Source organism: Quisquiliibacterium transsilvanicum, assembly GCF_014202215.1.
GTDB classification, from domain to species: Bacteria; Pseudomonadota; Gammaproteobacteria; order Burkholderiales; family Burkholderiaceae_E; genus Quisquiliibacterium; species Quisquiliibacterium transsilvanicum.
In genome coordinates this window covers 1-22,996 of the sequence record NZ_JACHGB010000008.1, presented here as the reverse complement: position 1 = coordinate 22,996, position 22,996 = coordinate 1, and the positions used below count along the sequence as shown (strand labels likewise).

21 protein-coding genes and 1 pseudogene are annotated in these 22,996 nt (G+C 70.7%); 19 read left to right on the top strand and 3 right to left on the bottom strand.

Annotation, left to right across the window (positions count from 1 at the left end; genetic code table 11):
- The first annotated feature begins 263 nt into the window (after window positions 1-263).
- From HNQ70_RS18345 to HNQ70_RS18330, 4 genes are all read left to right on the top strand, one after another.
- The gene (locus tag HNQ70_RS18345) at window positions 264-932 is read left to right on the top strand and encodes an XRE family transcriptional regulator (protein ID WP_183970519.1); all 669 of its coding nucleotides are present in this window, start codon (window positions 264-266) and stop codon (window positions 930-932) included.
- A gap of 148 nt (window positions 933-1,080) precedes the next feature.
- Complete coding sequence (locus HNQ70_RS18340) at window positions 1,081-1,524, top strand: MliC family protein (RefSeq protein ID WP_183970517.1); 444 nt, start codon at window positions 1,081-1,083, stop codon at window positions 1,522-1,524.
- 60 nt (window positions 1,525-1,584) lie between these two features.
- Entirely contained in the window at window positions 1,585-2,982 is a 1,398-nt protein-coding gene (gene fumC / locus HNQ70_RS18335; RefSeq protein WP_183970515.1) for a class II fumarate hydratase, read from the top strand.
- 115 nt (window positions 2,983-3,097) lie between these two features.
- The gene (locus HNQ70_RS18330) at window positions 3,098-4,771 is read left to right on the top strand and encodes a SulP family inorganic anion transporter (RefSeq protein ID WP_183970513.1); all 1,674 of its coding nucleotides are present in this window, start codon (window positions 3,098-3,100) and stop codon (window positions 4,769-4,771) included.
- A 25-nt stretch (window positions 4,772-4,796) separates the two neighbouring features.
- Here the strand turns inward: HNQ70_RS18330 and HNQ70_RS18325 are convergent, their stop codons facing one another.
- A complete protein-coding gene (locus tag HNQ70_RS18325) occupies window positions 4,797-5,852 on the bottom strand; it encodes a VWA domain-containing protein (RefSeq protein WP_183970511.1) in 1,056 nt (351 codons plus the stop codon).
- A gap of 106 nt (window positions 5,853-5,958) precedes the next feature.
- Here HNQ70_RS18325 and HNQ70_RS18320 point away from each other — a divergent pair, with 106 nt between their 5' ends.
- The 4 genes from HNQ70_RS18320 to HNQ70_RS18305 all read left to right on the top strand — a co-directional run bounded on the left by HNQ70_RS18320 (window position 5,959) and on the right by HNQ70_RS18305 (window position 10,025).
- Window positions 5,959-6,984: a S1C family serine protease gene (locus HNQ70_RS18320; protein ID WP_183970509.1), complete on the top strand. Its 1,026-nt coding sequence runs from the start codon at window positions 5,959-5,961 to the stop codon at window positions 6,982-6,984.
- A gap of 78 nt (window positions 6,985-7,062) precedes the next feature.
- On the top strand, window positions 7,063-8,073 hold the full coding sequence (locus HNQ70_RS18315) for an AAA family ATPase (RefSeq protein WP_183970507.1): 1,011 nt from the start codon (window positions 7,063-7,065) through the stop codon (window positions 8,071-8,073).
- Window positions 8,054-9,025 carry a DUF58 domain-containing protein gene (locus tag HNQ70_RS18310; protein WP_183970505.1) on the top strand — a complete coding sequence of 324 codons (972 nt, stop codon included), beginning with the start codon at window positions 8,054-8,056 and terminating at the stop codon, window positions 9,023-9,025. The genes HNQ70_RS18315 and HNQ70_RS18310 overlap by 20 nt, the downstream gene beginning before the upstream one ends.
- 7 nt (window positions 9,026-9,032) lie before the next feature.
- Window positions 9,033-10,025, top strand: a complete 993-nt coding sequence (locus HNQ70_RS18305; protein ID WP_183970503.1) for a VWA domain-containing protein — start codon at window positions 9,033-9,035, stop codon at window positions 10,023-10,025.
- 515 nt (window positions 10,026-10,540) lie between these two features.
- Here HNQ70_RS18305 and HNQ70_RS20300 read toward each other — a convergent pair.
- Window positions 10,541-10,723: pseudogene (locus HNQ70_RS20300) on the bottom strand (TetR/AcrR family transcriptional regulator); the annotation flags it as partial.
- Window positions 10,724-10,859: 136 nt separating this feature from the next.
- On the opposite strand from HNQ70_RS20300, the gene HNQ70_RS18295 reads away from it, so the two are divergent.
- From HNQ70_RS18295 to minE, 6 genes are all read left to right on the top strand, one after another.
- On the top strand, window positions 10,860-11,597 hold the full coding sequence (locus HNQ70_RS18295; protein WP_183970501.1) for an SDR family NAD(P)-dependent oxidoreductase: 738 nt from the start codon (window positions 10,860-10,862) through the stop codon (window positions 11,595-11,597).
- A 67-nt stretch (window positions 11,598-11,664) separates the two neighbouring features.
- Window positions 11,665-12,963 (top strand): acyl-CoA dehydrogenase family protein, encoded by a 1,299-nt coding sequence (locus tag HNQ70_RS18290; protein ID WP_183970499.1) that lies wholly within the window; start codon window positions 11,665-11,667, stop codon window positions 12,961-12,963.
- A 118-nt stretch (window positions 12,964-13,081) separates the two neighbouring features.
- Complete coding sequence (locus HNQ70_RS18285) at window positions 13,082-14,296, top strand: esterase/lipase family protein (RefSeq protein WP_183970497.1); 1,215 nt, start codon at window positions 13,082-13,084, stop codon at window positions 14,294-14,296.
- Between the two features lie 103 nt (window positions 14,297-14,399).
- The gene (gene minC, locus HNQ70_RS18280; protein ID WP_221302894.1) at window positions 14,400-15,395 is read left to right on the top strand and encodes a septum site-determining protein MinC; all 996 of its coding nucleotides are present in this window, start codon (window positions 14,400-14,402) and stop codon (window positions 15,393-15,395) included.
- 67 nt (window positions 15,396-15,462) lie between these two features.
- Window positions 15,463-16,296 carry a septum site-determining protein MinD gene (minD, locus tag HNQ70_RS18275; protein ID WP_183970493.1) on the top strand — a complete coding sequence of 278 codons (834 nt, stop codon included), beginning with the start codon at window positions 15,463-15,465 and terminating at the stop codon, window positions 16,294-16,296.
- 10 nt (window positions 16,297-16,306) lie between these two features.
- Window positions 16,307-16,591, top strand: a complete 285-nt coding sequence (gene minE, locus HNQ70_RS18270; RefSeq protein WP_183970491.1) for a cell division topological specificity factor MinE — start codon at window positions 16,307-16,309, stop codon at window positions 16,589-16,591.
- 12 nt (window positions 16,592-16,603) lie between these two features.
- On the opposite strand, the gene HNQ70_RS18265 is transcribed toward minE, so the two are convergent.
- Entirely contained in the window at window positions 16,604-17,029 is a 426-nt protein-coding gene (locus HNQ70_RS18265; protein WP_183970489.1) for a hypothetical protein, read from the bottom strand.
- Window positions 17,030-17,161: 132 nt separating this feature from the next.
- Between HNQ70_RS18265 and HNQ70_RS18260 the strand changes: the two genes are divergently transcribed.
- The 5 genes from HNQ70_RS18260 to HNQ70_RS18240 all read left to right on the top strand — a co-directional run bounded on the left by HNQ70_RS18260 (window position 17,162) and on the right by HNQ70_RS18240 (window position 22,975).
- Window positions 17,162-18,454, top strand: coding sequence for an acyl-CoA dehydrogenase family protein (locus tag HNQ70_RS18260; RefSeq protein WP_183970487.1), 1,293 nt, complete (start codon window positions 17,162-17,164; stop codon window positions 18,452-18,454).
- A 69-nt stretch (window positions 18,455-18,523) separates the two neighbouring features.
- Window positions 18,524-20,068 carry an acyl-CoA synthetase gene (locus HNQ70_RS18255; RefSeq protein WP_183970485.1) on the top strand — a complete coding sequence of 515 codons (1,545 nt, stop codon included), beginning with the start codon at window positions 18,524-18,526 and terminating at the stop codon, window positions 20,066-20,068.
- 127 nt (window positions 20,069-20,195) lie between these two features.
- The gene (locus HNQ70_RS18250; RefSeq protein ID WP_183970483.1) at window positions 20,196-21,011 is read left to right on the top strand and encodes an SDR family NAD(P)-dependent oxidoreductase; all 816 of its coding nucleotides are present in this window, start codon (window positions 20,196-20,198) and stop codon (window positions 21,009-21,011) included.
- 127 nt (window positions 21,012-21,138) lie between these two features.
- Entirely contained in the window at window positions 21,139-22,431 is a 1,293-nt protein-coding gene (egtB, locus tag HNQ70_RS18245; RefSeq protein ID WP_183970481.1) for an ergothioneine biosynthesis protein EgtB, read from the top strand.
- Window positions 22,432-22,558: 127 nt separating this feature from the next.
- A complete protein-coding gene (locus HNQ70_RS18240) occupies window positions 22,559-22,975 on the top strand; it encodes a VOC family protein (protein WP_246435126.1) in 417 nt (138 codons plus the stop codon).
- Window positions 22,976-22,996: the final 21 nt, after the last annotated feature.

Sequence of the window (22,996 nt, the reverse complement as noted above, 5' to 3'; positions counted from 1 at the left end):
ACCGCCGACCTCCACCGCGCTCCCGCGCCTGCAGCTGGAGATCACCCCGGGCAGGCCGCCGGGGATAGCATAGGGGCGGTGCATCCGGCAAAGTGGGGTGGGGCATGAGCGAAAGGGGCGCGGGGAAGCCTGCGGCGAAGGCGAAGCCGGGCGCGAAGCCGGGCGCGAAGCCGGGCGCGAGGACGAGCGCGAGGGGGAGCGCGAGGGGGAGCGCGAGGGGGAGCGCGAGAGGGCGCGCAGCCGAGGCCAAGGAGCCGAAGGCGGTGGCGAAGCCTGCGGCGGCCAGGGCGGGGGCATCCGGCGCAGCGGGGCGAGCGAGCCTGGCCGCCGCCCGCAAGTCGGGCAGGCAGGCTCCGGCTGCGCCGGTCGTTTCCTGGCCGCTCGATGTGCGCGCGATTGCGGCGCAACTCCTCGGTCTGGTGGGCAGCGCGGCGGAACTCTCGCTGGGGGTCGGCAATGCCCTGGTGCGCCGGCCTGCGCACTGGCGGGCGCTCCACAAGGCGGGCGCCTTCCTGCGAGACGCCCGCGAGACCGCTGGCCTGACCGTCGCCGAGGTGAGCACTGCGATCGATCTCAAGGATCCGGAGATGCTCGACCTGGCCGAGAACGGCAAGATGGTGCTCCCCTTCGAGGTGCTGCTGCGGCTTGCCGCCCTGCTCGCGCGCAACGATCCGGTGCCCTTCCTGATGCAGCTGGCGCGCAACTACAGCCCCTCGTTGTGGAAGGCGCTGGAGGAGCTCGGGGTCGCGCGGCTGGTGCTGCATGCGGGTCGTGAACATGAGTTCATCAACGTCTACCGCTCCCGCGACGCCGCCCGGCGCCTGAGCGACGAGGAGTTCGAGAAGGTGCTCGCGTTCACCGATGCGGCGTTCGGCATGGCCCTCGACCTGGCGACGCTGGGCCGGATCCCGCCCCGGGGGCAAGGCAGCTGAATGGCGGGTGTGGCGTGGCCGCTGCGCCCGTGCCGGCGCGCGCGCAGCGTCGCGCTTGCGTTCCCGCGTTCGCAGGCCGACAATCGCGACGATTCGAGGACCGGTTTCGAGGCGACGGGCGCAGCCCGTTTCACTCCAGGAGAAGACGATGCAGCGTTCAAGCCTTGCCCGATTTGCCGTCGCCGCCGCGATCGCTGCCTCCGCGCAGGCGGCCGGCGCGAGCGGCGCCTCGGCGCCGTTGACGCCCACGGTCGCCATGGCGCCGGCGCAGGAGCAGGTCGTGAGCCCTGGCGTCCAGGCGACCGAGGCGCCGCTGTCCGACTTCAACCCGGCCGGCCTGCCGTTTCGCGCGGGCACCTACGAGTGCGAGCTGAACCGTCGCGTCCAGGTCCGGACCGTGAGCGCGGATCTCCAGTTCGCCACGCTGAACTGGGATCGCAAGGACTACACGCTGCGCGCGGTGAGCACGAAGACCGGGGCGCTGCGCTACGAAGACAACGCCTCGGGGCTGGTCTGGCTCGTGATCGTCGGAAAATCGATGCTGCTCGACACCAAGAACGGCAAGCAGCTCGCGAACGAGTGCAAGACCTGAGGACGGCAGCGCCCCCGGACCGCCTCGGGCGGTCCGCGCGCGCTCCGGTGGGGAGCGGCCATGGCCTCCTTCCGCACTGAGCGCGATTCCCTTGGCACGGTCGACGTGCCTTCCGAGCGTCTTTGGGGTGCGCAGACGCAGCGCTCGCTCGCCCATTTCCGCATCTCGACCGAGCGCATGCCGCGCGAGCTGCTGGTCGCGCTGGTGGCGGTGAAGCGCGCATGCGCGCTGGCCAACCGCGACCTCGGGCTGCTCGATGACGAGCTCGCAGCTGCGATTGCGCAAGCCTCGGACGAAGTCCTGGCAGGGCGCCATGACGCGGAGTTCCCGCTCTCGGTCTGGCAGACCGGCTCCGGCACGCAGACCAACATGAATGCCAACGAGGTGCTCGCCAACCGCGCCTCGGAGATCATGGGCGGTGTGCGCGGCGAGAGCCGTCGGGTGCATCCGAACGACCATGTCAATCTCGGTCAGTCCTCGAACGACGTGTTCCCGACCGCGATGCACGTGGCGTCCGCGCAGGCCTTGAACGGTCAGGTTCTGCCAGTGCTGAGGGGACTGCGCGCGACGCTGGAAGCCAAGGCGCAGGCCTTCTCCGGAATCGTGAAGATCGGGCGCACGCACCTGCAGGACGCCACGCCCCTCACGCTTGGCCAGGAATTTTCCGGCTACGCGGCCCAGCTGGCGCATGCGGAGCGCGCGATCGACGCGGCGCTGCCCGGATTGTTCGAGCTGGCGATCGGGGGTACGGCGGTCGGCACCGGGCTGAACACCCACCCCCAGTTCGGCGATCGGGTGGCCGCGATGCTCGCGCGCGAAGCCGGACTGCCGCTGGCGGTGGCGCCCAACCGCTTCGCGGCGCTCGCGGCGCACGAGGCCATGGTGGGCGCGCACGGCGCGCTGAAGCTGCTGGCCACCGCGCTGATGAAGATCGCCAACGACGTACGCTGGCTGGCCTCCGGTCCGCGCAGCGGGCTCGGCGAGATCTCGATTCCCGAGAACGAGCCTGGCAGTTCGATCATGCCCGGCAAGGTGAACCCGACGCAGTGCGAGGCGCTGGCGATGGCCTGCTGCCAGGTCTTCGGCAACGACACTGCGATCACTTTCGCGGGGGCCTCGGGCAACTTCGAGCTCAACGTGTGCAAGCCGCTGATCGCGCATGCCTTCCTGCAGAGCGCCCGGCTGATGGCCGACGGTATGTCGAGCTTCGACCGGCACTGTGCGCGCGGCATCGAGCCGCGCCCGGAGCGCATTGCCGAACTCGTCGAAGGCTCGCTCATGCTGGTCACTGCCCTCGCGCCACACATCGGCTACGACCGCGCAGCCGAGATCGCAAAGCGTGCGCATTCACGCGGCGAGAGCCTGCGGCAGGCGGCGATCGAACTGGGCTACGTGAGCAGCGAGGAGTTCGACCGTTGGGTGCGGCCGGGCGACATGATCGGCCCTGCCGGCGGCTGAGCAGGCGCGTGCCGGCTGCGGGCCGCGCTCGGAGCGCTTCGTCCCTGTCGGTGTCCGGGTGGCTGGGCCGGACGATTCATCGTCGTGACGCCGATCGGGGTGGCAGGAGCCCGTGATGAAGTTTTCCCTGCAGTTCCGTCCGGCGGCGCTCGCCGCGCTGCGCAACTACGATCGAAGCCAGCTCTCGGGCGACGTCGCTGCGGGCGTGACCGTGGGGGTCGTGGCGCTTCCGCTTGCCATGGCCTTCGCCATCGCGAGCGGCCTGTCGCCGCAGGCCGGGATCGTCACGGCGATCGTCGGCGGCTTCCTGGTCTCGGCCTTCGGCGGGTCGAGGGTGCAGATCGGCGGTCCGGCCGGCGCCTTCATCGTGATCGTCTACGGCATCGTCGAGCGCTACGGCGTGGCCAACCTGCTGCTCGCCACCATGTTCGCGGGGGTGATTCTGTTCGCGATGGGAATGGCGCGGCTCGGCAGCCTGGTGCGCTTCATCCCGGTCTCGATCGTCATCGGTTTCACCAACGGCATCGCGGTGCTGATCGCGCTGTCGCAGGTGAAGGACTTCATGGGGCTGCCGATCGACGATCTCCCGGCGGAGTTCTTCGGCAAGGTCGGAGCGATCGTGCGCAACGCGAGCGCCTTCGACCCGGCGACCCTGGGACTGGGGGTCGTATCGCTTGCGGTCGTCGTGCTCTGGCCCAAGACCTACGCGGCCAGCCGTTCGCGGGCGTATCACTGGATGTCGCGGGTGCCGGGGACCATCGTCGCGCTCGCCGCCGGAACGCTTGCCGTCTCGGCCGGCGGGCTCGATGTGGAAACCATCGGCTCGAAGTTCGGCGGGATCCCGCAGGCGCTGCCTGCGATCGAGTTCCCGGCGTTCGAGTGGGCGACGGTCCGGCTGCTCTTCGCGCCGGCGCTCACGATCGCGCTGCTGGGCGCGATCGAGTCGCTGCTGTGCGCCCGGGTCGCGGATTCGCTGACCGAGGACCGTCACGATCCCAACCAGGAGCTGATGGGGCAGGGCGTGGCCAATTTCGTTGCGCCGCTGTTCGGCGGCTTCTGCGTCACCGGCACCATCGCGCGCACCGTCACCAGCATCCGCTCCGGCGCGCGCTCGCCGGTGGCGGGAGTGGTCCACGCGGGCGTGCTGCTGCTCATCGTGCTGGTGGCTGCTCCGCTGGCCCAGGACATTCCGCTTGCCACGCTGTCGGCGATCCTGCTGTTCGTTGCGTGGAACATGGGCGAGTGGCACGAGTTCGGGCGGCTGAAGCAGTTCTCGATGAACTACCGGGTGATCCTGCTGGCCACCTTCCTGCTCACGGTCGTCCTGGACCTGACGGTGGCGGTCGAGGTCGGCCTGGTGCTCGCCTGCCTGTTCTTCGTCACGCGCATCTCCAGCCTGACCAGGATCGAGCCGATCGACCAGGCGGAGGCGGAGCGCCGGGGCCTGCCAGTGGCCAGCGTGGAGGCCTATCGCGTCGTCGGGTCGCTCTTCTTCGGCGCGGTCAGCAAGCTCGAGGGGCTGCTCGACCCGCAGCGGCACATTCCTCCGCTCACAGTGCTCGAGATGTCGGGGCTGATCAACATCGACACGACCGGACTGGATGCCCTCGAGTCGCTGGAGGCGCTGCTGGCCAGGCGCGGCGGTCGGTTGGTGCTGTGCGGGCTGCAGGCGCAGCCGGCGTCGCTGATCCACCGCTCGGGGTTCGGCAAGCGGCTCGGCGAGCGCGGCATCCAGCCGGACCTGGACTCGGTCGCGCGCGAGTGCTGTGCGAGCGCCGGAACTCCCTGAGCCGGGCCGGCGTCCCCCTGGAGGCTCAGCGTCCGGCCCGGAACCAGGCGAAGGACAGCCCTGCCGCAGCCAGTGCGAGCGCCGCGGCGAGCGCCGCGAACAGGGCGCCGATCTCGGTGCGCGCCGTCTCCAGCGCGAACCGCGCGCCGAGTTCCCTGTAGATGCGCTGCAGGTCGTCGCCGCTGGCGGCGTGGTAGTACTCGCCACCGGTGATCTGCGCGATCGCGCGCAGCGCCTCCTCGTCGAAGCGCATGAACATCGAGAAGCCGTTGAAGGCCACCGTGGCGCCTTCGCCGGAGCCGAAGCCTACGGTGTGGACGCGCACGCCCATGGCCGCAGCGGTGCGCGCGGCCTCCAGCGGGTCCGGGCCGGTGGTGGTGCGGCCATCGGTGAGCAGGACGATCGCTGCCGACCCGGACGAGCCGGGCTGCACCGGCGCCGAGGGCGATGCGTCGCTGCGGGCGCCGCCGGGCGCGGCTGCCGGGCTACGCGCGCCGGCTCCGGCGCGGTTGCCGAACAGGCTCTCCTCGAGGTCGATCGCGGCGTCCGGGAACAGGCTGGCCAGCGACACTAGGATGCCGCTGCCCACCGCGGTGGCGCGCTGCAGCTGGAAGCCGTCGATTGCGGCCAGCAGCGCCTCGCGGTCCCGGGTGGGCGCCTGGACCAGGCTGGCGGTGCCCGCGAAGGCGACGATTCCGACCCGGACCTTGCCGGGGAGCTCGCGCACGAAACTGCGCGCCGCGGCCTGCGCCGCCTCCATCCGGTTGGGTTCGATGTCTTCCGCGCGCATGCTCAGCGACACGTCGATGGCCAGCAGCAGCGTCTGCTGGTCGGCCGGAAGGGTGATCGTGGCGACCGGGCGCGCGGCGGCGAACAGCGCCGCCGCCACCGAGAGCAGCATCAGCGCAGGAGGCAGGTGGCGGCGCCATCCCGGTCCCTTGCCCAGCGCCTCCCGGATCAGGCCGAGATGGGGAAAGCGCAGCGCCGGCTGGCTGCGCCGACGCAGCAGCAGCAGGTAGCCCGCAAGCAGCGCGGGGATCGCAAGCAGCAGCCACAACATCGTCGGCCACAGGAACGTCATTGCGGGCTTTCCCGTCATAGGGGCGCCGGCGCACACGCCGCCGGGAGGTCGTGTTAGCGTAGCCGAAACCGGGCCCTTCGGTCGGGGCCTGGCCGGAGCGACGGTCATGCCGAGAGCGGGCGTCTACATCGCGGTGCGCAGGAAGGCTCCCCGACCAGGGGGCGGGAGTGCGGCCGCGCCTGCCGGCATCGGCGCGGAGTGCTCGGTGCCCGACATGACCGCCAGCGCCACCAGCGCCACCAGCGCCACCAGCGCCACCGGCCCCAGCGGCCCCAGCGCGCGGCGCTGGCGTTTGCGACTGATGTTGCCGATTCTTCTTGGCGCCGCTGCGCTGCTGGCGGCGGGCGTCCTGGCCGGGCGCCATCTCGGTCAGCCGGTGGACGAGCGCGCGCAGGAGCGCTTCGATCTGGCGGTGCAGCGCAGCCTGGAGAAGGCGAAGCTGCCGTCGCCGGCCGCCCGCGCCTGGGAAACCATCCGGCCCTCGGTGGTGCGGGTACGGGCGTTCGGTGCGCCGGGCGAGCGCGGCGCGGCCGGGAAGGGGCGAGGACCGAAGGAGCGCGCTGCGCCCGGCACCGCACCCGGCACGGACGAAGCCGCGCATGGCACCGGCACCGGCGTCGTCATCCTGGAGGAAGGCGTGATCCTGACCAACCTCCACGTCGTCGCCGGCGCGGCCCGGATCAGGGTGGTGTTCGACGACGGGCTGGAGTCGGATGCCACCGTGCTGTCGGTCCAGCCCGAGAACGACCTCGCGGTGCTGAAGGCGCACACGCTTCCCGACGACCTCGTCGCCGCCACGCTGCGCTCCTCGGGCGACCTGCGGCCGGGCGATCGGGTGGTCGCAGTCGGTTTTCCGTTCGGGATCGGCCCGTCGGTGAGCTCGGGCGTGGTCTCCGGCCTGGACCGAGAGTACGTCTCCGAGGACGGCGGGCGAGTGCTCGGACGGCTGATCCAGTTCGATGCCGCGGCGAACCCGGGCAACTCGGGCGGGCCGCTGGTCACCGACGAGGGCGAGGTGGTGGGCATCGTCACCGGCATCCTGAATCCGGTCGGCCAGCGATTCTTCGTCGGCATCGGCTTCGCGGTGCCCATCGAGAATGCGGCGGCGGGCTTCGGCCTGCCGCCGTTCTGACACGGGGCCGCGGGCGCCCGGCCCGACAGCACCCATGCCGCAATCAGGCCGCAATCAGGCCAGCCGCGAGGAGGCACGATGATCGATCCGGAGGCGACGCAGCGGGGCACGCTGATGGAGCGCGTGTTCTACGAGATGAAGAAGGTGGTGGTGGGCCAGGATGCCTTCCTGGAGCGGGTTCTGGTGGCGCTGCTCGCCCAGGGGCACCTGCTGGTCGAAGGTGTGCCCGGCCTCGCCAAGACGCTGACCGTGAAGACCCTGGCGCGGACCATCCGTGGAGGCTTCGGACGGATCCAGTTCACGCCCGACCTCGTTCCTGCGGACCTGGTGGGGACCCGCGTCTACAACCAGCGCACCGGCGAGTTCTCCACTGCGCTCGGCCCGGTGTTCACCAACCTGCTGCTGGCCGACGAGATCAATCGCGCCCCGGCCAAGGTGCAGAGCGCGCTGCTGGAGGTGATGCAGGAGCGGCAGGTGACGATCGCCGGGGAAACCTACCCGGTGCCGGCGCCCTTCCTGGTGATGGCGACGCAGAACCCGATCGAGACCGAGGGCACCTACGCGCTGCCGGAAGCGCAGGTGGATCGCTTCATGATGAAGGTGCTGGTGGGCTATCCGACCGAAGAGGAGGAGTTCGTGATCGTCGAGCGCGTCACCGGCGGTACCCCTGAGCCGCAGCCGGTGGCCAGCACCGCGCAACTGCTCGAGCTGCAGTGCGAATGCCGGGCCACCTACGTCGATCCGTCGCTGATCCAGTATGCGGTGAAGCTCGCGGCGGCGACGCGCGCTCCCGCGCGGCATGGGCTGCCGGAGCTCGAGCGATGGCTGGCCCATGGCGCCAGTCCCCGCGCGCCGATCCATCTGATCGAGGGCGCGCGCGCGCTGGCCCGCCTGCGCGGGCGGGCCTACGTGCTGCCGGAGGATCTCGCGGACCTCGTTCCCGACGTCTTCAGGCACCGGCTGGTGCTGTCCTGGGAGGCGCTGGCAGAGGAGGTCGATGCCGATGCGCTGATCGAGAAGCTGATGGCGCGCGTGCCGATGCCGCCCAAGCCACTGGAGGCCCACCGGGATGCCGTCCCCCGCGCCTGAGCGGATGCTGCGCCGCATCGAGTGGACCGTGATCCGGCGGCTCGACGGGCTGCTGCAGGGCGACTATCGGACCCTGCTGCGCGGCTTTGGTCTCGACCTCGCCGACCTGCGCGAGTACCAGCCCTGGGACGATGCCCGTCACATCGACTGGAACGTGACGGCGCGGCTGCAGGTGCCGCACGTTCGCCAGTTCCATGAGGAGCGCGAGGCCTGCGCCTGGTTCCTGGTCGACCTGACCGGTTCGATGTCCTTCGGTTCGGGGGCACGCGACAAGCGCGCGCTGGCCGCGCAGTTCGTCGGCGCAATGGCGCGGCTGATGGTGCGCCATGGCAACCGCGTTGGCGCGATGCTGTTCGGCGAGCGCGTGGATGCGGTGATTCCGCCGCGCGGCGGACGCGGCCAGGTTCTGCACCTGCTGGCGCGGATCGATGCGCATCAGCCCGGGCGCAGCGATGCGCGTTCACCGGGACGGGCCGATGCGCGCCGATCCGCGCCGACCGGCGCCGGGACCGACCTCGCCGAGCTGCTGCGCGGCGCGCAGCGGATGGTGCCGCGCCGCTCGCTGCTGTTCGTGGTGTCGGATTTCTTCAGCCGGCCCGGCTGGGAGGCGCCGATGGGGCAGCTGGCGCGCCGTCACGAGGTGCTCGCAGTGCGCCCGGTCGACCCGCTCGAGCAGGCGCTGCCGGAGCTGGGTCTGATGACGGTCGAGGACGCCGAGACCGGCGAGCGTCTGTTCGTCGACGCGGACGACCCGGGCTTCCGGGCACGCTTCGCCGAGGCGGTGCAGCGGCGCGAGGCCGGCCTGCGGGAGTCGCTTTCCCATGCGGGCGTCGACGCACTGGAGCTGTCCACGGATGCCGACCTGGTCGATTCGCTGATGGCCTTCGCTCATGCGCGGGCGCGCGGCGCGCGCGCCCGTCGGCTGCCAGGGCGCGCGGCGCGGGGCCGCTGAGGGCGCCATGGAGTTCGGCTGGCCTGCGCTGCTCTGGCTGCTCGTCCTGGCGCCCGCGCCCGTGCTGGCCAACGTGGTCGCCGCCCGGCGGCGCCGTCGCGCTGCCGCGGCCGGCGCAACACAGGCGCCTGCGCCGCCGGTGCGGGCCTGGCGGCGCGCCATGCCCGCGCTGCTGCTGTCGCTCGCGCTCGCCGCGCTGCTCGTCGCGGCCGCGCGGCCGAGCGCGCAGCTGTCGCTGCCGGCGCCGCACGAGGTCGTCGTCCTGGCGATCGACATCTCCGGCAGCATGCGGGCCGCGGACATCGCCCCGGACCGCATCGGCGCCGCGCGCGCGGCGGCGCGCGAGTTCGTCCTGCGCCAGCCCGCCACCACCAGGATCGGGCTGGTGGCCTTCGCCGCGAGCGCGTCGCTGGTGCAGACGCCCACGCACGACCGCGATGCCGTGCTTGCTGCGCTGGACCGGCTGCAGCTGCAGCAGGCCACCGCGGTCGGCAGCGGCCTGCTGGTCGCGCTCAAGGCGATCGACCCTGCGCTGCGCTTCGACCTTCGTGCGGAGGACCCGCGCGCCGACCCCGAGAACTGGCCGGCGCCGATTCCGCCAGGATCGAACCGTTCGGCCGCGATCGTGCTGCTGAGCGATGGCGAATCGGGCGCCGGACCGGAGCCCGAGCTCGCCGCGCGCATCGCCGCGCAGCGCGGCGTGCGGGTGTACACGGTGGGGCTGGGCACGGCCAAGGGGGCGGTGCTTGCGGTGGAGGGCTGGTCGATGCGGGTCCGGCTCGACGAGGCCGGCCTGCGGCGCATCGCCGAGCTGACGCTCGGCGAGTACTTCCCCGCCGCGAGTGCGGCCGAGCTGACGCGCGTCTATCGGGCCCTGGACCTGAAGCTGGGCTTCGAGCGGCGGCGCGTGGAACTCTCCGGAGCGCTGTCGGCGGCGGCCGCGCTGCTGCTGGCGCTGTCGGCCGGTCTGTCGCTCGCCTGGTTCAAACGCGTGTTCTGAGACGCGTCCTCCGGCAGTCGGCGCGTCGTCCGCGCCGAAGGCGGCTGGCCGAGCAGGCCGCACAGGGTGTCGACCAGGTTGTCCAGCGCCCAGGCGGTGCGCCACAGGCGGCTGGAGCGGGCCGCGTCCTCGAGCGCCCGCTCGCGGGCGGCGAGGGTGCTGCCGAGATACAGCGACATGAAGATGAAGCGCTGGTTCAGCAGCGCCGGCGGCACGTCGGCGAGCAGCCGCTCCAGGTGCCTCAGGCAGCGCTGGTAGCCGGAGTTCCAGCGGCCCTGCAGCGCGTCCATGAAGAGCGAGTTGTGGTGCGCCCGCACCGCATTGATGAAGCGGATGTAGCTGGCCGCGCGGGCAGCGCCCGGGCCGTCCGCCGGGCCGCCGTCGATCGATGTCTCCACGAGCAGCCTGGCTATCTCGGACACGCTGCGCGGACCGCCGTCCCCCTCGATCGCGTCGAGCGCGGCATTGCGGCGCAGGTCGATGCGCTGCGCGCCTTCCAGGACCAGCTCCTGCACCAGCGCCTCCTTGGCGCCGAAGTGATAGTGGACCGACGCGCCATTGCGCACGCCGGCCGCCGTGACGATGTCGCGGATCGAGACGCCGTCGATGCCGCGCTCGGCGAACAGGCGCTGCGCGGCGGTCTTCAGTCGCTCGCGCGTGGGGTCAGCGGAGGGCGGGGTCTGGGCAGGGGTCGACAAGGTGCTTCCTTTGGTGCGATGATTGCATAAGTCATTTGTTTTAGCCAAACGTATTAACCGCCGCCGCCGGACCGGGGCTGCGGGCTGGCTTGGTCACGCGCGCTGCGCGCTCGAAGGCGATGGAGAGATGGGCAAGATGGGCAATCCCCTGGACTTTTCCGGCAAGACCGTCCTGGTGGTCGGTGGCTCGAGCGGCATCGGCAACGGCATCGCCAGGGCCTTCCTGGACAACGGCGCGGAAGTCCACGTCTGGGGCACTCGCGCCAGCCCCGCCGACTACGATCCCGCCGAGGGCTCGGACCTGTCCGGCCTGCACTACGCGCAGGTCGACGTCAGCGACCGCAACGCGGTCGAGACCCTGGAACCTTCGTTCTCGAAACTCGACGTGCTGGTGCTCTCGCAGGGCATCGTCATCTACCGGCGGGGCGAGTTCGACGGCGGCGGCTTCCGCCGGGTCATCGAGGTGAACCTGAACAGCCTGATGGACTGCAGCCTCAAGTTCTACGACATGCTCAAGGCGTCGAAGGGCTCGCTGATCACGGTCAGTTCCACCGCCGCGTTCCACTCGACCAAGGGCAATCCGGCCTACAACGCGTCCAAGACCGGCGCGATGGGGCTGACCCGCACGCTGGCCGAGGCCTGGGCAGGCGAGGGCATCCGCGTCAACGGCATCGCGCCGGGGCTGGTGGACACCAAGCTCACCAAGGTCACCACGGCCAACCCCGAGCGCCTGAAGGCCACGCTGGAGAACATCCCGGCGGGGCGCCTGGGGCTGCCCTCCGACATGGCGGGCGTTGCGCTGTTCCTGGCGTCGCCGCTGTCGGCCTACGTCTACGGCCAGAGCATCCCGGTGGACGGCGGCCTGATCCTCTGATCGCGCCCCGCCCGCCAGACCGAAACACCGACGAACCTGACGACGAACGCAACACGAGGGAGCAGAAATGAGCTGGGGATTCGAGACCGATGCAGACTTTCAGAAGGAACTCGACTGGGTCGAGGCCTTCGTACGCGAAGAAGTGGAGCCGCTCCAGCATGTGCTCGGCAGCCCCTACGACCTGAACCAGCCGGGCTTCGAGCGCCTGGTTCGCCCGCTGCAGCAGCGGGTGAAGGAGCGCAAGCTGTGGGCCTGCCACCTCGGCGCTGACCTTGGCGGCCCGGGCTACGGTCAGATGAAGCTGGCGCTGCTCAACGAGATCCTGGGCCGGGCCTCGTTCGCGCCGGTCGTGTTCGGCTGCCAGGCGCCCGACACCGGCAACGCCGAGATCCTCGCGCACTTCGGCACGCCCGCGCAGAAGAAGCGCTTCCTCGAGCCGCTGCTGGAGAACCGCATCGTCTCCTGCTTCGCGATGACCGAGCCGCAGGGCGGCGCCGACCCCAAGGTGCTCACCACCAAGGCGGTCCGCCAGGGCGACGAGTGGGTGATCAGCGGCCAGAAGTGGTTCGCCTCGAACGCACGCTTCGCGGCCTTCTACATCGTGATGGCGGTGACCGATCCCGAGGCGCCGCCCTACCAGCGGATGTCGATGTTCATCGTGCCGGCAGACACCCCGGGAATCGAGATCAAGCGCAACGTCGGCTGGGGCGCGGACCATGTTCCGAGCCACGGCTATCTGGAGTTCCACGACGTGCGCGTGCCCGCCGACCACATGCTGGGCCCGCAGGGCGGCGCCTTCGTGGTTGCGCAGGTGCGCCTCGGCGGCGGGCGCATCCATCATGCGATGCGCACCATCGGCCAGGCACGCAGGGCGCTGGACATGATGTGCGAGCGCGTGCTGTCGCGCTTCACGCAGGGTGAGCTGCTGGCGAAGAAGCAGATGGTGCAGGAGAAGATCGCCGACTCCTGGATCGAGCTGGAGCAGTTCCGGCTGCTGGTGCTGCGCACCGCCTGGCTGTGCGACAGGCACAACGACTACAAGCTGGTGCGCAAGGACATCGCCGCGGTGAAGGCGGCGATGCCCAAGGTGCTGCACGACATCGCGTCGCGCGCGCTGCACCTCCACGGCTCGATCGGCATCTCCAACGAGATGCCTTTCGCCGAGCAGGTGCTGGCCTCCTATTTCCTCGCGCTGGCCGACGGTCCGACCGAGGTGCACAAGGTGACCGTCGCCCAGCAGGTGCTGAGCGGCTACCGCGGCACCACGGAGCTGTTCCCGGCCTACCACGTGCCTCAGGTGGAGGCTGCCGCGCGCGCGAAGTTCGCCGACGTGGTGGCGGAGATCGAGGAAGCGATGCAGGGCTGACAGCCACGGGCGCCGCGCGGCGGTGCCCGGTCGGCGCGGGAGGGGCGGGCCGCTGGCGTGGCGGCCCTCGCTGTGTCATATTCGTCGGCTTCCACCGAACCCGATGCGGCCTGCCGCCATGGCGCCGAACTCCCGTAACGCCGACCTGCGCGGCGCCAGCCGTCTCGCCGTCGCCGCCACGCTCGGTGTGACCGACCTCGTCGAGGCGATGCACCGCACCATCCAGCGCGTGCCCCTGCCGATCGGCACGCCGGTCGAGGGCCGCACGCGCGGAATCACCGGCTTCGTCTACAAGACGGTGCGTGGCGTCACCCGGATGGTGGGCGGGGGCATCGATACCGCGCTGGCCGTGCTCGGCGAAGCCCTGCCGGAGGATGAGGACGAGGCCGGCTGGGCCGGCCGCGAGCCGCTTGTTGCAGCGCTCAACGGCGTGCTGGGCGATTACCTCGAGCGCACCGCCAATCCGCTGGCCATCCCGATGAGCCTCAGGCACGAGGGGCGCACGCTGCAGCAGGGCGAGGGCGCGGCCGTCGTGGCGGCGCCGAGCGGCTGGCTCATCCTGGCCATCCACGGCCTGTGCATGAGCGACCTCCAGTGGCGCCGCGGCGCGGTCGACCCGATCGGGGTGCTCGCCCGCGGCCTGGGCGCCACGCCGCTGCACCTGCGCTACAACACCGGCCTGCATGTCTCCACCAACGGCCGCGCGCTCTCGGAGCGCTTGCAGGCGCTGCTGGCCGACTGGCCGGTGCCGATCACCCGGATCACGCTGATCGGCCACAGCATGGGCGGGCTGGTGGCGCGCAGCGCGTACCACGACGCCCAGGCCCGGGGGCTGGACTGGATCGACCGGGTGCGCGACATGGTGTTCCTGGGCACGCCGCATCATGGCGCCCCGCTGGAGCGCGGCGGCCGCTGGGTGCACGAGGTGCTCGGCGTGAGTCCCTACTCCGCCGCGTTCGCGCGGCTGGGCAGCCTGCGCAGCGCCGGCATCACCGACCTGCGCCACGGCAGCCTCCTCGACGAGGACTGGCAGGGCCGCGACCGCTTCGCCCATGCCGCCGACACCCGGGTGCCGGTGCCGCTGCCCGAAGGGGTGGCCTGCTACGCGATCGCCGCCACCACCGGCCGCCGAGAAGATCCGCTGGCGCGCCGGCTGCTGGGCGACGGTCTGGTGCCGCTCGACAGCGCGCTCGGCCGCCATCCGCAGGCGCGGCGCGGGCTTGCGTTCCCGCCGGGCCACACCTGGATCGCTCTGCGCACGGGCCATGTGGGACTGCTCGGCCGCGCGTCGGTGTACCGCCGGGTCGCCGGCTGGCTGAGCGCGGGCAGCTGATCCGCCAGGCCGGGCCCCGGCGGCGCTGGTCGCTGCGGGCGCGTCGGGTACAATCGTCAACGATTCGTCACCCGGCGAACCCGCTGCGCGCCAGGCGGCGTGCATGCCCGACCGCAGATGCGGACAGCTGCGCTGGCGCGCTGGCCGCCCAAGCCCTGGCGAACCCGACTACCGGCCGATGCCCACCGAATCCGCTGTCCACTCCACGATCGATCCCGACCAGCCGCCGGCCGCTGCAAGCGCACGCGCGCCCGCCGCAAGACCGGCGATAGAGTTCAAGGGGCTGTCCCATCCGGCGCTGCGCGCCGTGCTCAACGACGCGTCGCCCGACGCGCTGCGCCATGCGCTGATCGAGCTTCTCGACGGCGACCCGGACCGCTTCGAATGGCAGCCGGTGGTCATCGACCTGTCCAGGCTGGGCTCCGAGGCTTCGGTGGACTGGCCGGAGGTGCTGGCGGCGTTGCGGGCGGTCCGGCTGCACCCGGTTGCGGTCGCCGGGGCAAGCGAGGCGTTTCGCGTTGATGCGAACCGCCTGCAGCTCGGCTGGCTGGCGCCGATCCCCGAGCCGAGGCGGCGCGAAGGCGTGCCGTCGGCGCAGGGCGCTGCCGGGCGCACGGATGCGGCTGGGGCGGAGGCGCAAGGCGGCGCATCGGCACGGCCGCCGGCACCCGCGGCAGGCGCGGCACCCGCAGCAGGCGCGGCACCCGCAGCAGGCGCGGCACCCGCAGCAGGCGCGGCAGGCGCGGCACCCGCGCCAGGCCTGGCGGACACGCTGGTGGTGGACCGTCCGGTCCGCTCCGGCCAGCGCATCTACGCGCGGGACGCGGATCTCGTCGTCATCGGCCCGGTGTCGCCCGGCGCGGAAGTGATTGCCGACGGAAACGTCCACATCTACGGCCCGCTCCAGGGCCGTGCCATCGCCGGCGCGCGCGGCCGGCGCGGCGCGGCCATCTTCACCCTCGACCTTCGCGCCGAACTGGTCGCGGTGTGCGGCGTCTATCGCACCTTCGAGGAAGGGCCGCCCGAGGAGCACCGCGGCCGCCCGGTGCGCATCGAACTCGACCCGGTGGCCGACAGGTTGTCGGTCCGGCCGCTGTAGCAAGGTACGCAATACGGCCTGCTCGACCCGTGGCGAGGCCGGAACACACCAGCATGGAAGGACTCTGATGAGTGAAGTGATCGTTGTGACCTCGGGCAAGGGCGGCGTCGGCAAGACGACCACCTCGGCCAATCTCGCGGCGGGCCTGGCCCTGCGCGGCAAGAAGGTGGTCGTGATCGATTTCGACGTGGGCCTGCGCAACCTCGACCTGGTCATGGGCTGCGAGCGCCGCGTCGTGTACGACTTCGTCAACGTGATCCACGGCGAGGCCACGCTCAACCAGGCGCTGATCCGCGACAAGCAGGCGCCCAACCTGTCCATCCTCGCGGCCTCGCAGACCCGCGACAAGGAGGCCCTGACCGAGGAGGGCGTGGGCAAGGTGATCGAGGACCTGAAGGCGATGGGCTTCGACTTCATCATCTGCGACTCGCCGGCGGGCATCGAGAAGGGCGCGATCATGGCGCTGACCTTCGCCGACCACGCGCTGGTCGTCGTCAATCCCGAGGTCTCCTCGGTGCGCGATTCCGACCGCATCATCGGCATCATCCAGTCGCGTTCGCGGCGCGCCCAGGCGGGCGGCGAGCCGGTGCGCGAGCACCTGCTGATCACGCGCTACTCGCCGCGGCGGGTGCGCGACGGCGAGATGCTCTCCTACGGCGACATCCTCGACATTCTCAAGATCCCGCTGCTCGGCGTGATCCCGGAGTCGCAGAAGGTGCTCGAATCCTCCAACGCCGGGGTGCCGGCGGTGCACGATGCGCAGAGCGAGGTGGCACAGGCCTACGTCGACGCGATCGACCGCTTCCTCGGCAAGGACGTGCCGATGCGCTACGTGACCGAAGAGCAGCCGAGCCTGCTGCGCCGGATCCTGGCGTCGGTGGGCCGCAAGGCCACGGCCTGAGGGGCGCGCCATGTCCATCCTAGATCTCATCCTGCGCCGCCAGCCCAAGACCGCCTCGCTGGCCAAGGAGCGCCTCCAGGTCATCATCGCCCGCGAGGGAAGCCGCTCGGCCAATCCCGAGCTCATCCAGCAGATCAAGCAGGCAGTGATCGAGGCGGTGTCGCGCTACGTGAAAGTGGCGCCCGAGGACATCGCGATCGACCTCGACAGCGACCGCGACATGGAGGTGCTGTCGGTGAGCGTCACGCTGGCCGACACCGTCACCGCCTCCGCCAAGCCGCGCAAGGCGGGCTGAGCAGGCTGCCGCTCAACGCGTCACGCTGACGCTGTCGGCACTGCTGCCGGTGGCGTCGGCGATCGTGACGGTGATGCGGTTGACGCCCGGCGCCAGCGCAATGCTGCCGGTGCTCCAGGAGAGGAACGCCTGGTTGCAGTTCCACAGGGCGATGGGCGTGCCCGTGCTGCCGGTGGTTTCGTTGCGCCAGCCCATCGTGTAAGGACCCGGCTGGCAGCTCACCCAGGGCACCGTGGGCGTGCCGCCCAGGCGCACCGAGCCGTCCGGCAGGCTGGCGGTGCCGCTGAGCACGATCAACGGCTGGCCCGTCGGTGGCGTGGCGGGGAAGTTGATGCTGACCGCGAGCCTGACCTCGCCGTCGCCGCAGGCGGCCAGCGTGACCAGGGCGGCCGCGGCGGCGAGGCTCAGCCTGCTGCGCGCGATCGAAGGTGCGGGCATGGGTGGTTCCCGGAACTGTGCGCTGCCAGTATCCGCTTTCCGGAACCGTCCCGCCATTCCCGCGCCGCTGGCCGTCCGGCCCCCTCTGCTAGCCTCGGATCGACCAGAACCAAGCGATCGAGGAGGCGTCAGATGGGGTGGGATTTCGAGACCGATGCGGAGTACCAGCGGCAACTCGACTGGGTGAGAGACTTCGTCCGCACCGAGGTCGAACCGCTCGATCAGGTGCTTGGCCATCCGGCCGACGTGCACGATGCGCGCCGCAATGCGCTGGTGCGCCCGCTGCAGGCCGAGGTCCGCAAGCGCAAGCTCTGGGCCTGCCATCTCGGTCCCGAGCTCGGCGGCCAGGGCTACGGCCAGGTCAAGCTCGCGCTGCTCAACGAGATCCTCGGCCGCTCGCTCTACGGGCCGACGGTGTTCGGCTGCCAGGCGCCCGACTCCGGCAACGCGGAGATCCTCGCGCATTACGGCACGCCCGAGCAGAAGAAGAAGTACCTCGAGCCGCTGCTCGCCAACGAAATCGTCTCCTGCTTCGCGATGACCGAGCCGCAGGGCGGCGCGGACCCGAAGATCTTCACCACCACCGCGGTGCGCGATGGCGACCACTGGGTGCTCAACGGCCAGAAGTGGTTCGCCTCGCACGCGCGCTACGCCGAGTTCCTGATCACGATGGCGATCACCGATCCCGACGCGCCGCCCTACCAGCGGATGTCGATGTTCATCGTGCCCCGGGACACGCCGGGCTGGAAGATCATCCGCAACGTGGGTTACGACACCGAGAAGGCGCCCACCCACGGCTACCTGCAGTACGACAACCTGCGCGTGCCCGCCGACCACATGCTGGGCCCGCGCGGTGCTGCCTTCGTGGTGGCGCAGGTGCGCCTGGGCGGCGGGCGGATCCACCACGCCATGCGCACCATCGGCGACGCCCGCCGCGCGCTGGAGATGATGTGCGAGCGCGTGCTGTCGCGCACCACGCAGGGCGAGCTGCTCGCGCGCAAGCAGATGGTGCAGGAGAAGATCGCCGACTCGTGGATCGAGCTCGAGCAGTTCCGGCTGCTGGTGCTGCGCACCGCCTGGCTGATCGACCGGCACAAGGACTACAAGCGGGTGCGCGGCGACATCGCGGCGATCAAGGCGATCATGCCCAAGGTGCTGCACGACATCGCCTCGCGCGCGCTGCACCTGCACGGCTCGCTGGGCATCTCCAACGAGATGCCCTTCACCGAGATGGTGATGCAGTCCTATCACATGGGCCTGGCCGACGGTCCGGCCGAGGTGCACAAGGTGACCCTCGCCCGCGAGGTGCTGTCGCAGTTCAAGGCCACCGCCGAGCTGTTTCCCGATTACCACCTGCCGCTGGTGCGCGAGCGGGCGATCGAGAAGTATCGCAAGGCGCTGGAACACATCGACAACGTGGCCTGAGCCGCGGGGTGTGCGGCGCGCCTTGCCCGGTGGGAAGGCGCGCAGATTCTTTCCATGGAGGAGTTCGGCATGGGCAAGGTGTGGCTGGGCGAGCGCGTGCGTTCGTCCGCGGAGATCGACCGCAGGATCGCGCAGGCGGCTTCAGGGTTCGAGTCGCTGGGGCTGGCGGCGGGCGACGGCGTGGCGCTGTGCCTGCGCAACGACTACGCCTTTTTCGAGGCGGGAAATGGGGCAGGCCAGCTCGGCGTCTATCCGGTCGCGATGAACTGGCACTACACGGTCGACGAGGCCAACTACCTGCTGAAGGATTCCGGGGCCAAGGCCCTGGTGATCCATGCAGACCTGCTGGCGCCGATCCGCGATGCGATCCCGGAGGGCGTCAAGGTGCTCGTGGTGCGTGTTCCGCCCGAGATCCGCGCGGCCTACGGCCTGGCGCCCGAGGCCGGCGAGGTCCCGGCGGGGATGACCGACTGGGACGCCTGGTGCGACGGCTTCGCGCCGCGCACCGCGCCCCCGCAGCCGATGCCCTCGGCGATCATCTACACCTCCGGAACCACCGGCAGGCCCAAGGGCGTGCGCCGTCCCACGCCCACGCCCGAGCGACGCGAGGCGTCGGACCGTGTGTTCGCACGCTCCTACGGATTCGGCGGCGACTTCGACGACCCGTCGACGGTGGTCACCGCGGTCGTCGGGCCCATCTACCACTCGGCCCCGTACGCGCACGCGAGCTACTCGTACCGGATGGGGGCCGAGCTGGTGATCCTGCCGCGCTTCGACCCGGAGGAACTGCTGCGGGCGATCGAGAAGCACCGGATCACGCACCTGAACATGGTGCCAATCATGTTCAATCGGCTGCTCAAGCTGCCCGAGGAGGTCAGGCGCCGCTACGACCTGTCGTCGCTGCGTTTCGTGGCGCATGCCGCGGCGCCGGTGTCGCCGCCGGTCAAGCGCGCGATGATCGACTGGTGGGGGCCGATCATCAACGAGTACTACGGCTCCACTGAGATGTCCAACGTCACCTTCTGCACTGCTCAGGAGTGGCTTGAGCATCCCGGTACGGTAGGGCGCGTGGTGCAGGGGGCCGAAGTGCGCATCGTCGATGCCGAGGGCAAGGAATTGCCGCCGCGGGCGATCGGCGAGGTGATCGGCCGGGTGCTCGGGGTGGGCAGCTTCGAGTACCACGGCGATCCGGACAAGACCCGACGCGCGCAGAAGGGAGATCTGGTCTCGCCCGGCGACGTCGGCTACTTCGACGAGGACGGCTTCCTGTATCTCTGCGACCGCTCCAACGACATGATCATTTCGGGCGGCGTGAACATCTACCCGGCGCAGATCGAGGCTGAACTCCAGCGCATGCCCGAAGTGGCCGACTGCGCGGTGTTCGGCATTCCGGACGACGAGTACGGCGAGGCGGTCTGCGCGGTGATCCAGCCGCAGCCCGGCACCGAGCCGACCGAGGCCGGGGTGCGCGCCTTCCTGCGCAAGCACGTGGCCGGCTACATGGTGCCGCGCCGGGTGGAGTTCCTGCCCGAACTGCCGCGCGAGGACTCGGGCAAGATCTTCAAGCGCAAGCTGCGCCAGCCGTACTGGGAGAACGCAGGGCGTTCCATCTGAGGATCCTGGAGCGGTTCGTGCGGCTCGTGCGCTCCGCTCCAGCCTTGCGGGTACATGCCGGGTCCGCCGTGCGGCGGCGCGGCCCATCACCGCGGCCACCGGCCGCATCGATCCGGGAGCCAGGGCGATGAAGGAGTTCAGGGACAAGGTCGCGGTCATCACCGGCGGGGCCAGCGGCATCGGCCTGGCCACCGCAACCGCGCTGGCGCGCGAAGGCGCGAAGCTGGTGCTCGCCGACGTGGAGGAGTCCGCGCTGAAGGCGGCAGTCGACGGGCTGCGCGCGCAGGGCGCAAAGGCGATCGGCGTGCGCACCGACGTCGGCGATCGCGCCGCGGTGTTCTCACTTGCCGACGAGGCCTTCGAGGAGTTTGGCGCGGTCCACGTCGTGTTCAACAACGCGGGCGTCGCGGTCGGCGGCCCCACCCAGGACGCGTCGCATGCCGACTGGGAGTGGTCGGTGCGGGTCAATCTCTGGGGCCCGATCCACGGCGTCGAGGCATTCGTGCCGCGGATGGTCGAGCAGAAACAGGGCGGTCACGTGCTGTTCACTGCGAGCTTCGCCGGGCTGGTGCCCAACCGCAACCTCGGTCCCTACTGCGTGACCAAGTTCGGCGTGGTCGCGCTGGCGGAGTGCCTGCACAAGGACCTGCGCGAGCACGGCATCGGCGTGTCGGTGCTGGCGCCGATGCGCGTCGGCACCCGCATCGACTTCAGCAAGCGCAACCGTCCCGGGGAGTACGGCGGACCGTCGGACGAAGGCGTCTACAGCGAGGAGGAGCTCGCAACCCTGTCCGGGCGCGAGATCGGCGCCGATGAGGTGGCCGGGCTGGTGCTCGCGGGCATCCGCGACAACGAGCTGTACCTGCACACGCACCACGAGGCGCGCCAGTTCGTGAAGCGCCGCTGGGAGCGCATCGACAAGTCGTTCGAGCGGCTGGAGTGAGGGCGGCGCAGGACCCAACCCCGCTGCCAGCACGGGCGCCGTTCGGCGTAGCATCGGTCCTGCTGACCGAGGCGCCGGACACGGCGACCTGCCGCTCGGTCAGGTGGATCACCGGGAGGCGAACGCGATGGCTCACTCAGGCACGCCCGTGGAAGAGGATTGGCTCGCAGCCCTGAGGAATCGATTTCTGGACTGCCGCCAGCAGACTCTCGGCCTGGTCGCCGGTCTGACCGACGCCGACATGACAGTGCAGTCGATGGACGACGCGAGCCCGGCCAAGTGGCACCTCGCGCACACCACCTGGTTCTTCGAGGAATTCCTCCTTGGCGCTCATCTGCCGGGCTACGTCCCCGCCGAGCCGCGCTATCGCTACCTCTTCAATTCGTACTACGAGACCGTCGGTGCGCGCCAGCCGCGGCCCGAGCGCGGCATGCTCACCCGCCCGGCCATCGGCGAGGTGCTCGACTACCGGCAGCGCGTGGACGCTGCGCTCGAACGCCTGCTCGCTGCCGCTGTGCCGGCCTCGGTGCTGGCCCTGGTCGAGCTGGGAATACATCATGAGCAGCAGCACCAGGAACTGCTGCTGACCGACCTGCTGCACCTGTTCTCGCGCAACCCCCTGCGGCCCGCACTCCGGCCCGCGCTCCGGGACCTGCACGGGGAGAGCCCCGCCGGGGGCGCCCCGCCGATGCAGTGGATCGACTTCGACGGCGGCTGCTTCGAGGTGGGGCACCGCGGCCAGGATTTCGCGTTCGACTGCGAGGCGCCTTGTCACCGGGTGGTGCTGGTGCCCTACGCGCTGGCCTCGCGACCGGTCACCAACCGCGAGTGGATCGGCTTCGTCGAAGACGGCGGCTACCTCGATCCCATGCACTGGCTGGCGGACGGCTGGGCTCGGGTCCAGCAGGAGGCCTGGCGCGCGCCGCTCTACTGGGAGCAGCGGGATGGCGCGTGGTGGCAGATGACGCTGGGCGGGATGGCACCTCTGGAGCTCGAGGCGCCGGTATCGCACATCTGCCGCTTCGAGGCCGACGCCTATGCGCGCTGGGCCGGCGCGCGCCTGCCAACCGAGTTCGAATGGGAGGTGGCTGCCCGCGGCCAGCCGGTGCAGGGCAACTTCGCGTCTTCGGATCGGCTGCGGCCGGTGCCGGCGGTGCGGGTTGCCCAGTCTCCGCTGAGCCAGGTCTACGGCGATGTCTGGGAATGGACCGCGAGCGCTTATGCCCCCTATCCGGGCTTTCGCACCGGCGCCGGCGCGATCGGCGAATACAACGGCAAGTTCATGAGCGGCCAGTACGTTCTGCGTGGCGGCTCCTGCGCCACGCCCGAGGGGCACATGCGGCCCACGTACCGCAACTTCTTCCACCCGCACCAGCGCTGGCAGTTCTCCGGCGTGCGCCTTGCCCGTGACCGCGGCTGAACTCCGGCGGCGCGCTTTCCTTCGGCACGGGGAGGGAGAATAATGATTGCCCGCATCGGGCGCGGCAGCGCGGCGGTGCCGATCGTGGACCGGCCGCGCCGCGCCCTCAAGACCTGGGAGGCCCATCATGCTCTCCGACTCGAGCATCACCACAATGCTTCCGGTCATCGACCTGGACCGGGCTCGCCTGTTCTATGAAGGCCGGCTGGGCCTGCACCCGCTGGGCAGTTCCCCCGACGGCAAGTTCCTGTATTCCTGCGGCGGTGCGACCCTGGCGCTGTTTCCGAAGCCCGAAGGCACCCGGGCGGAGCACACCGCGGTGAGCTTCCGGGTGGCGGACATCGAAGCGGAAATCTCGGACCTGGAGTCCAGGGGCGTCGTCTTCGAAGACTACGATCTTCCAGGGCTCAGGACGCAAGGCCACGTGTGCGTGCTTGGCTCCGAGAAGGCGGCCTGGTTCAAGGACACCGAGGGAAGGTCTGCAAAATCGACCCGCGATCAGCTTGTCCGGGACCCGTGTTGCGAGCGACGATGTGAGCCATGAAGCAAGCTGACCTTGGACTGA

Excerpts from the sequence above, each read along its gene's own strand:
- HNQ70_RS18340 (WP_183970517.1), top strand. The coding sequence starts at position 1,081 with ATGCAGCGTTCAAGCCTTGCCCGATTTGCCGTCGCCGCCGCGATCGCT.
- fumC (WP_183970515.1), top strand. The coding sequence starts at position 1,585 with ATGGCCTCCTTCCGCACTGAGCGCGATTCCCTTGGCACGGTCGACGTG.
- HNQ70_RS18330 (WP_183970513.1), top strand. The coding sequence starts at position 3,098 with ATGAAGTTTTCCCTGCAGTTCCGTCCGGCGGCGCTCGCCGCGCTGCGC.
- HNQ70_RS18325 (WP_183970511.1), bottom strand. The coding sequence starts at position 5,852 with ATGACGTTCCTGTGGCCGACGATGTTGTGGCTGCTGCTTGCGATCCCC.
- HNQ70_RS18320 (WP_183970509.1), top strand. The coding sequence starts at position 5,959 with ATGCCGAGAGCGGGCGTCTACATCGCGGTGCGCAGGAAGGCTCCCCGA.
- HNQ70_RS18315 (WP_183970507.1), top strand. The coding sequence starts at position 7,063 with ATGATCGATCCGGAGGCGACGCAGCGGGGCACGCTGATGGAGCGCGTG.
- HNQ70_RS18310 (WP_183970505.1), top strand. The coding sequence starts at position 8,054 with ATGCCGTCCCCCGCGCCTGAGCGGATGCTGCGCCGCATCGAGTGGACC.
- HNQ70_RS18305 (WP_183970503.1), top strand. The coding sequence starts at position 9,033 with ATGGAGTTCGGCTGGCCTGCGCTGCTCTGGCTGCTCGTCCTGGCGCCC.
- HNQ70_RS18295 (WP_183970501.1), top strand. The coding sequence starts at position 10,860 with ATGGGCAATCCCCTGGACTTTTCCGGCAAGACCGTCCTGGTGGTCGGT.
- HNQ70_RS18290 (WP_183970499.1), top strand. The coding sequence starts at position 11,665 with ATGAGCTGGGGATTCGAGACCGATGCAGACTTTCAGAAGGAACTCGAC.
- HNQ70_RS18285 (WP_183970497.1), top strand. The coding sequence starts at position 13,082 with ATGGCGCCGAACTCCCGTAACGCCGACCTGCGCGGCGCCAGCCGTCTC.
- minC (WP_221302894.1), top strand. The coding sequence starts at position 14,400 with ATGCCCGACCGCAGATGCGGACAGCTGCGCTGGCGCGCTGGCCGCCCA.
- minD (WP_183970493.1), top strand. The coding sequence starts at position 15,463 with ATGAGTGAAGTGATCGTTGTGACCTCGGGCAAGGGCGGCGTCGGCAAG.
- minE (WP_183970491.1), top strand. The coding sequence starts at position 16,307 with ATGTCCATCCTAGATCTCATCCTGCGCCGCCAGCCCAAGACCGCCTCG.
- HNQ70_RS18265 (WP_183970489.1), bottom strand. The coding sequence starts at position 17,029 with ATGCCCGCACCTTCGATCGCGCGCAGCAGGCTGAGCCTCGCCGCCGCG.
- HNQ70_RS18260 (WP_183970487.1), top strand. The coding sequence starts at position 17,162 with ATGGGGTGGGATTTCGAGACCGATGCGGAGTACCAGCGGCAACTCGAC.
- HNQ70_RS18255 (WP_183970485.1), top strand. The coding sequence starts at position 18,524 with ATGGGCAAGGTGTGGCTGGGCGAGCGCGTGCGTTCGTCCGCGGAGATC.
- HNQ70_RS18250 (WP_183970483.1), top strand. The coding sequence starts at position 20,196 with ATGAAGGAGTTCAGGGACAAGGTCGCGGTCATCACCGGCGGGGCCAGC.
- egtB (WP_183970481.1), top strand. The coding sequence starts at position 21,139 with ATGGCTCACTCAGGCACGCCCGTGGAAGAGGATTGGCTCGCAGCCCTG.
- HNQ70_RS18240 (WP_246435126.1), top strand. The coding sequence starts at position 22,559 with ATGCTCTCCGACTCGAGCATCACCACAATGCTTCCGGTCATCGACCTG.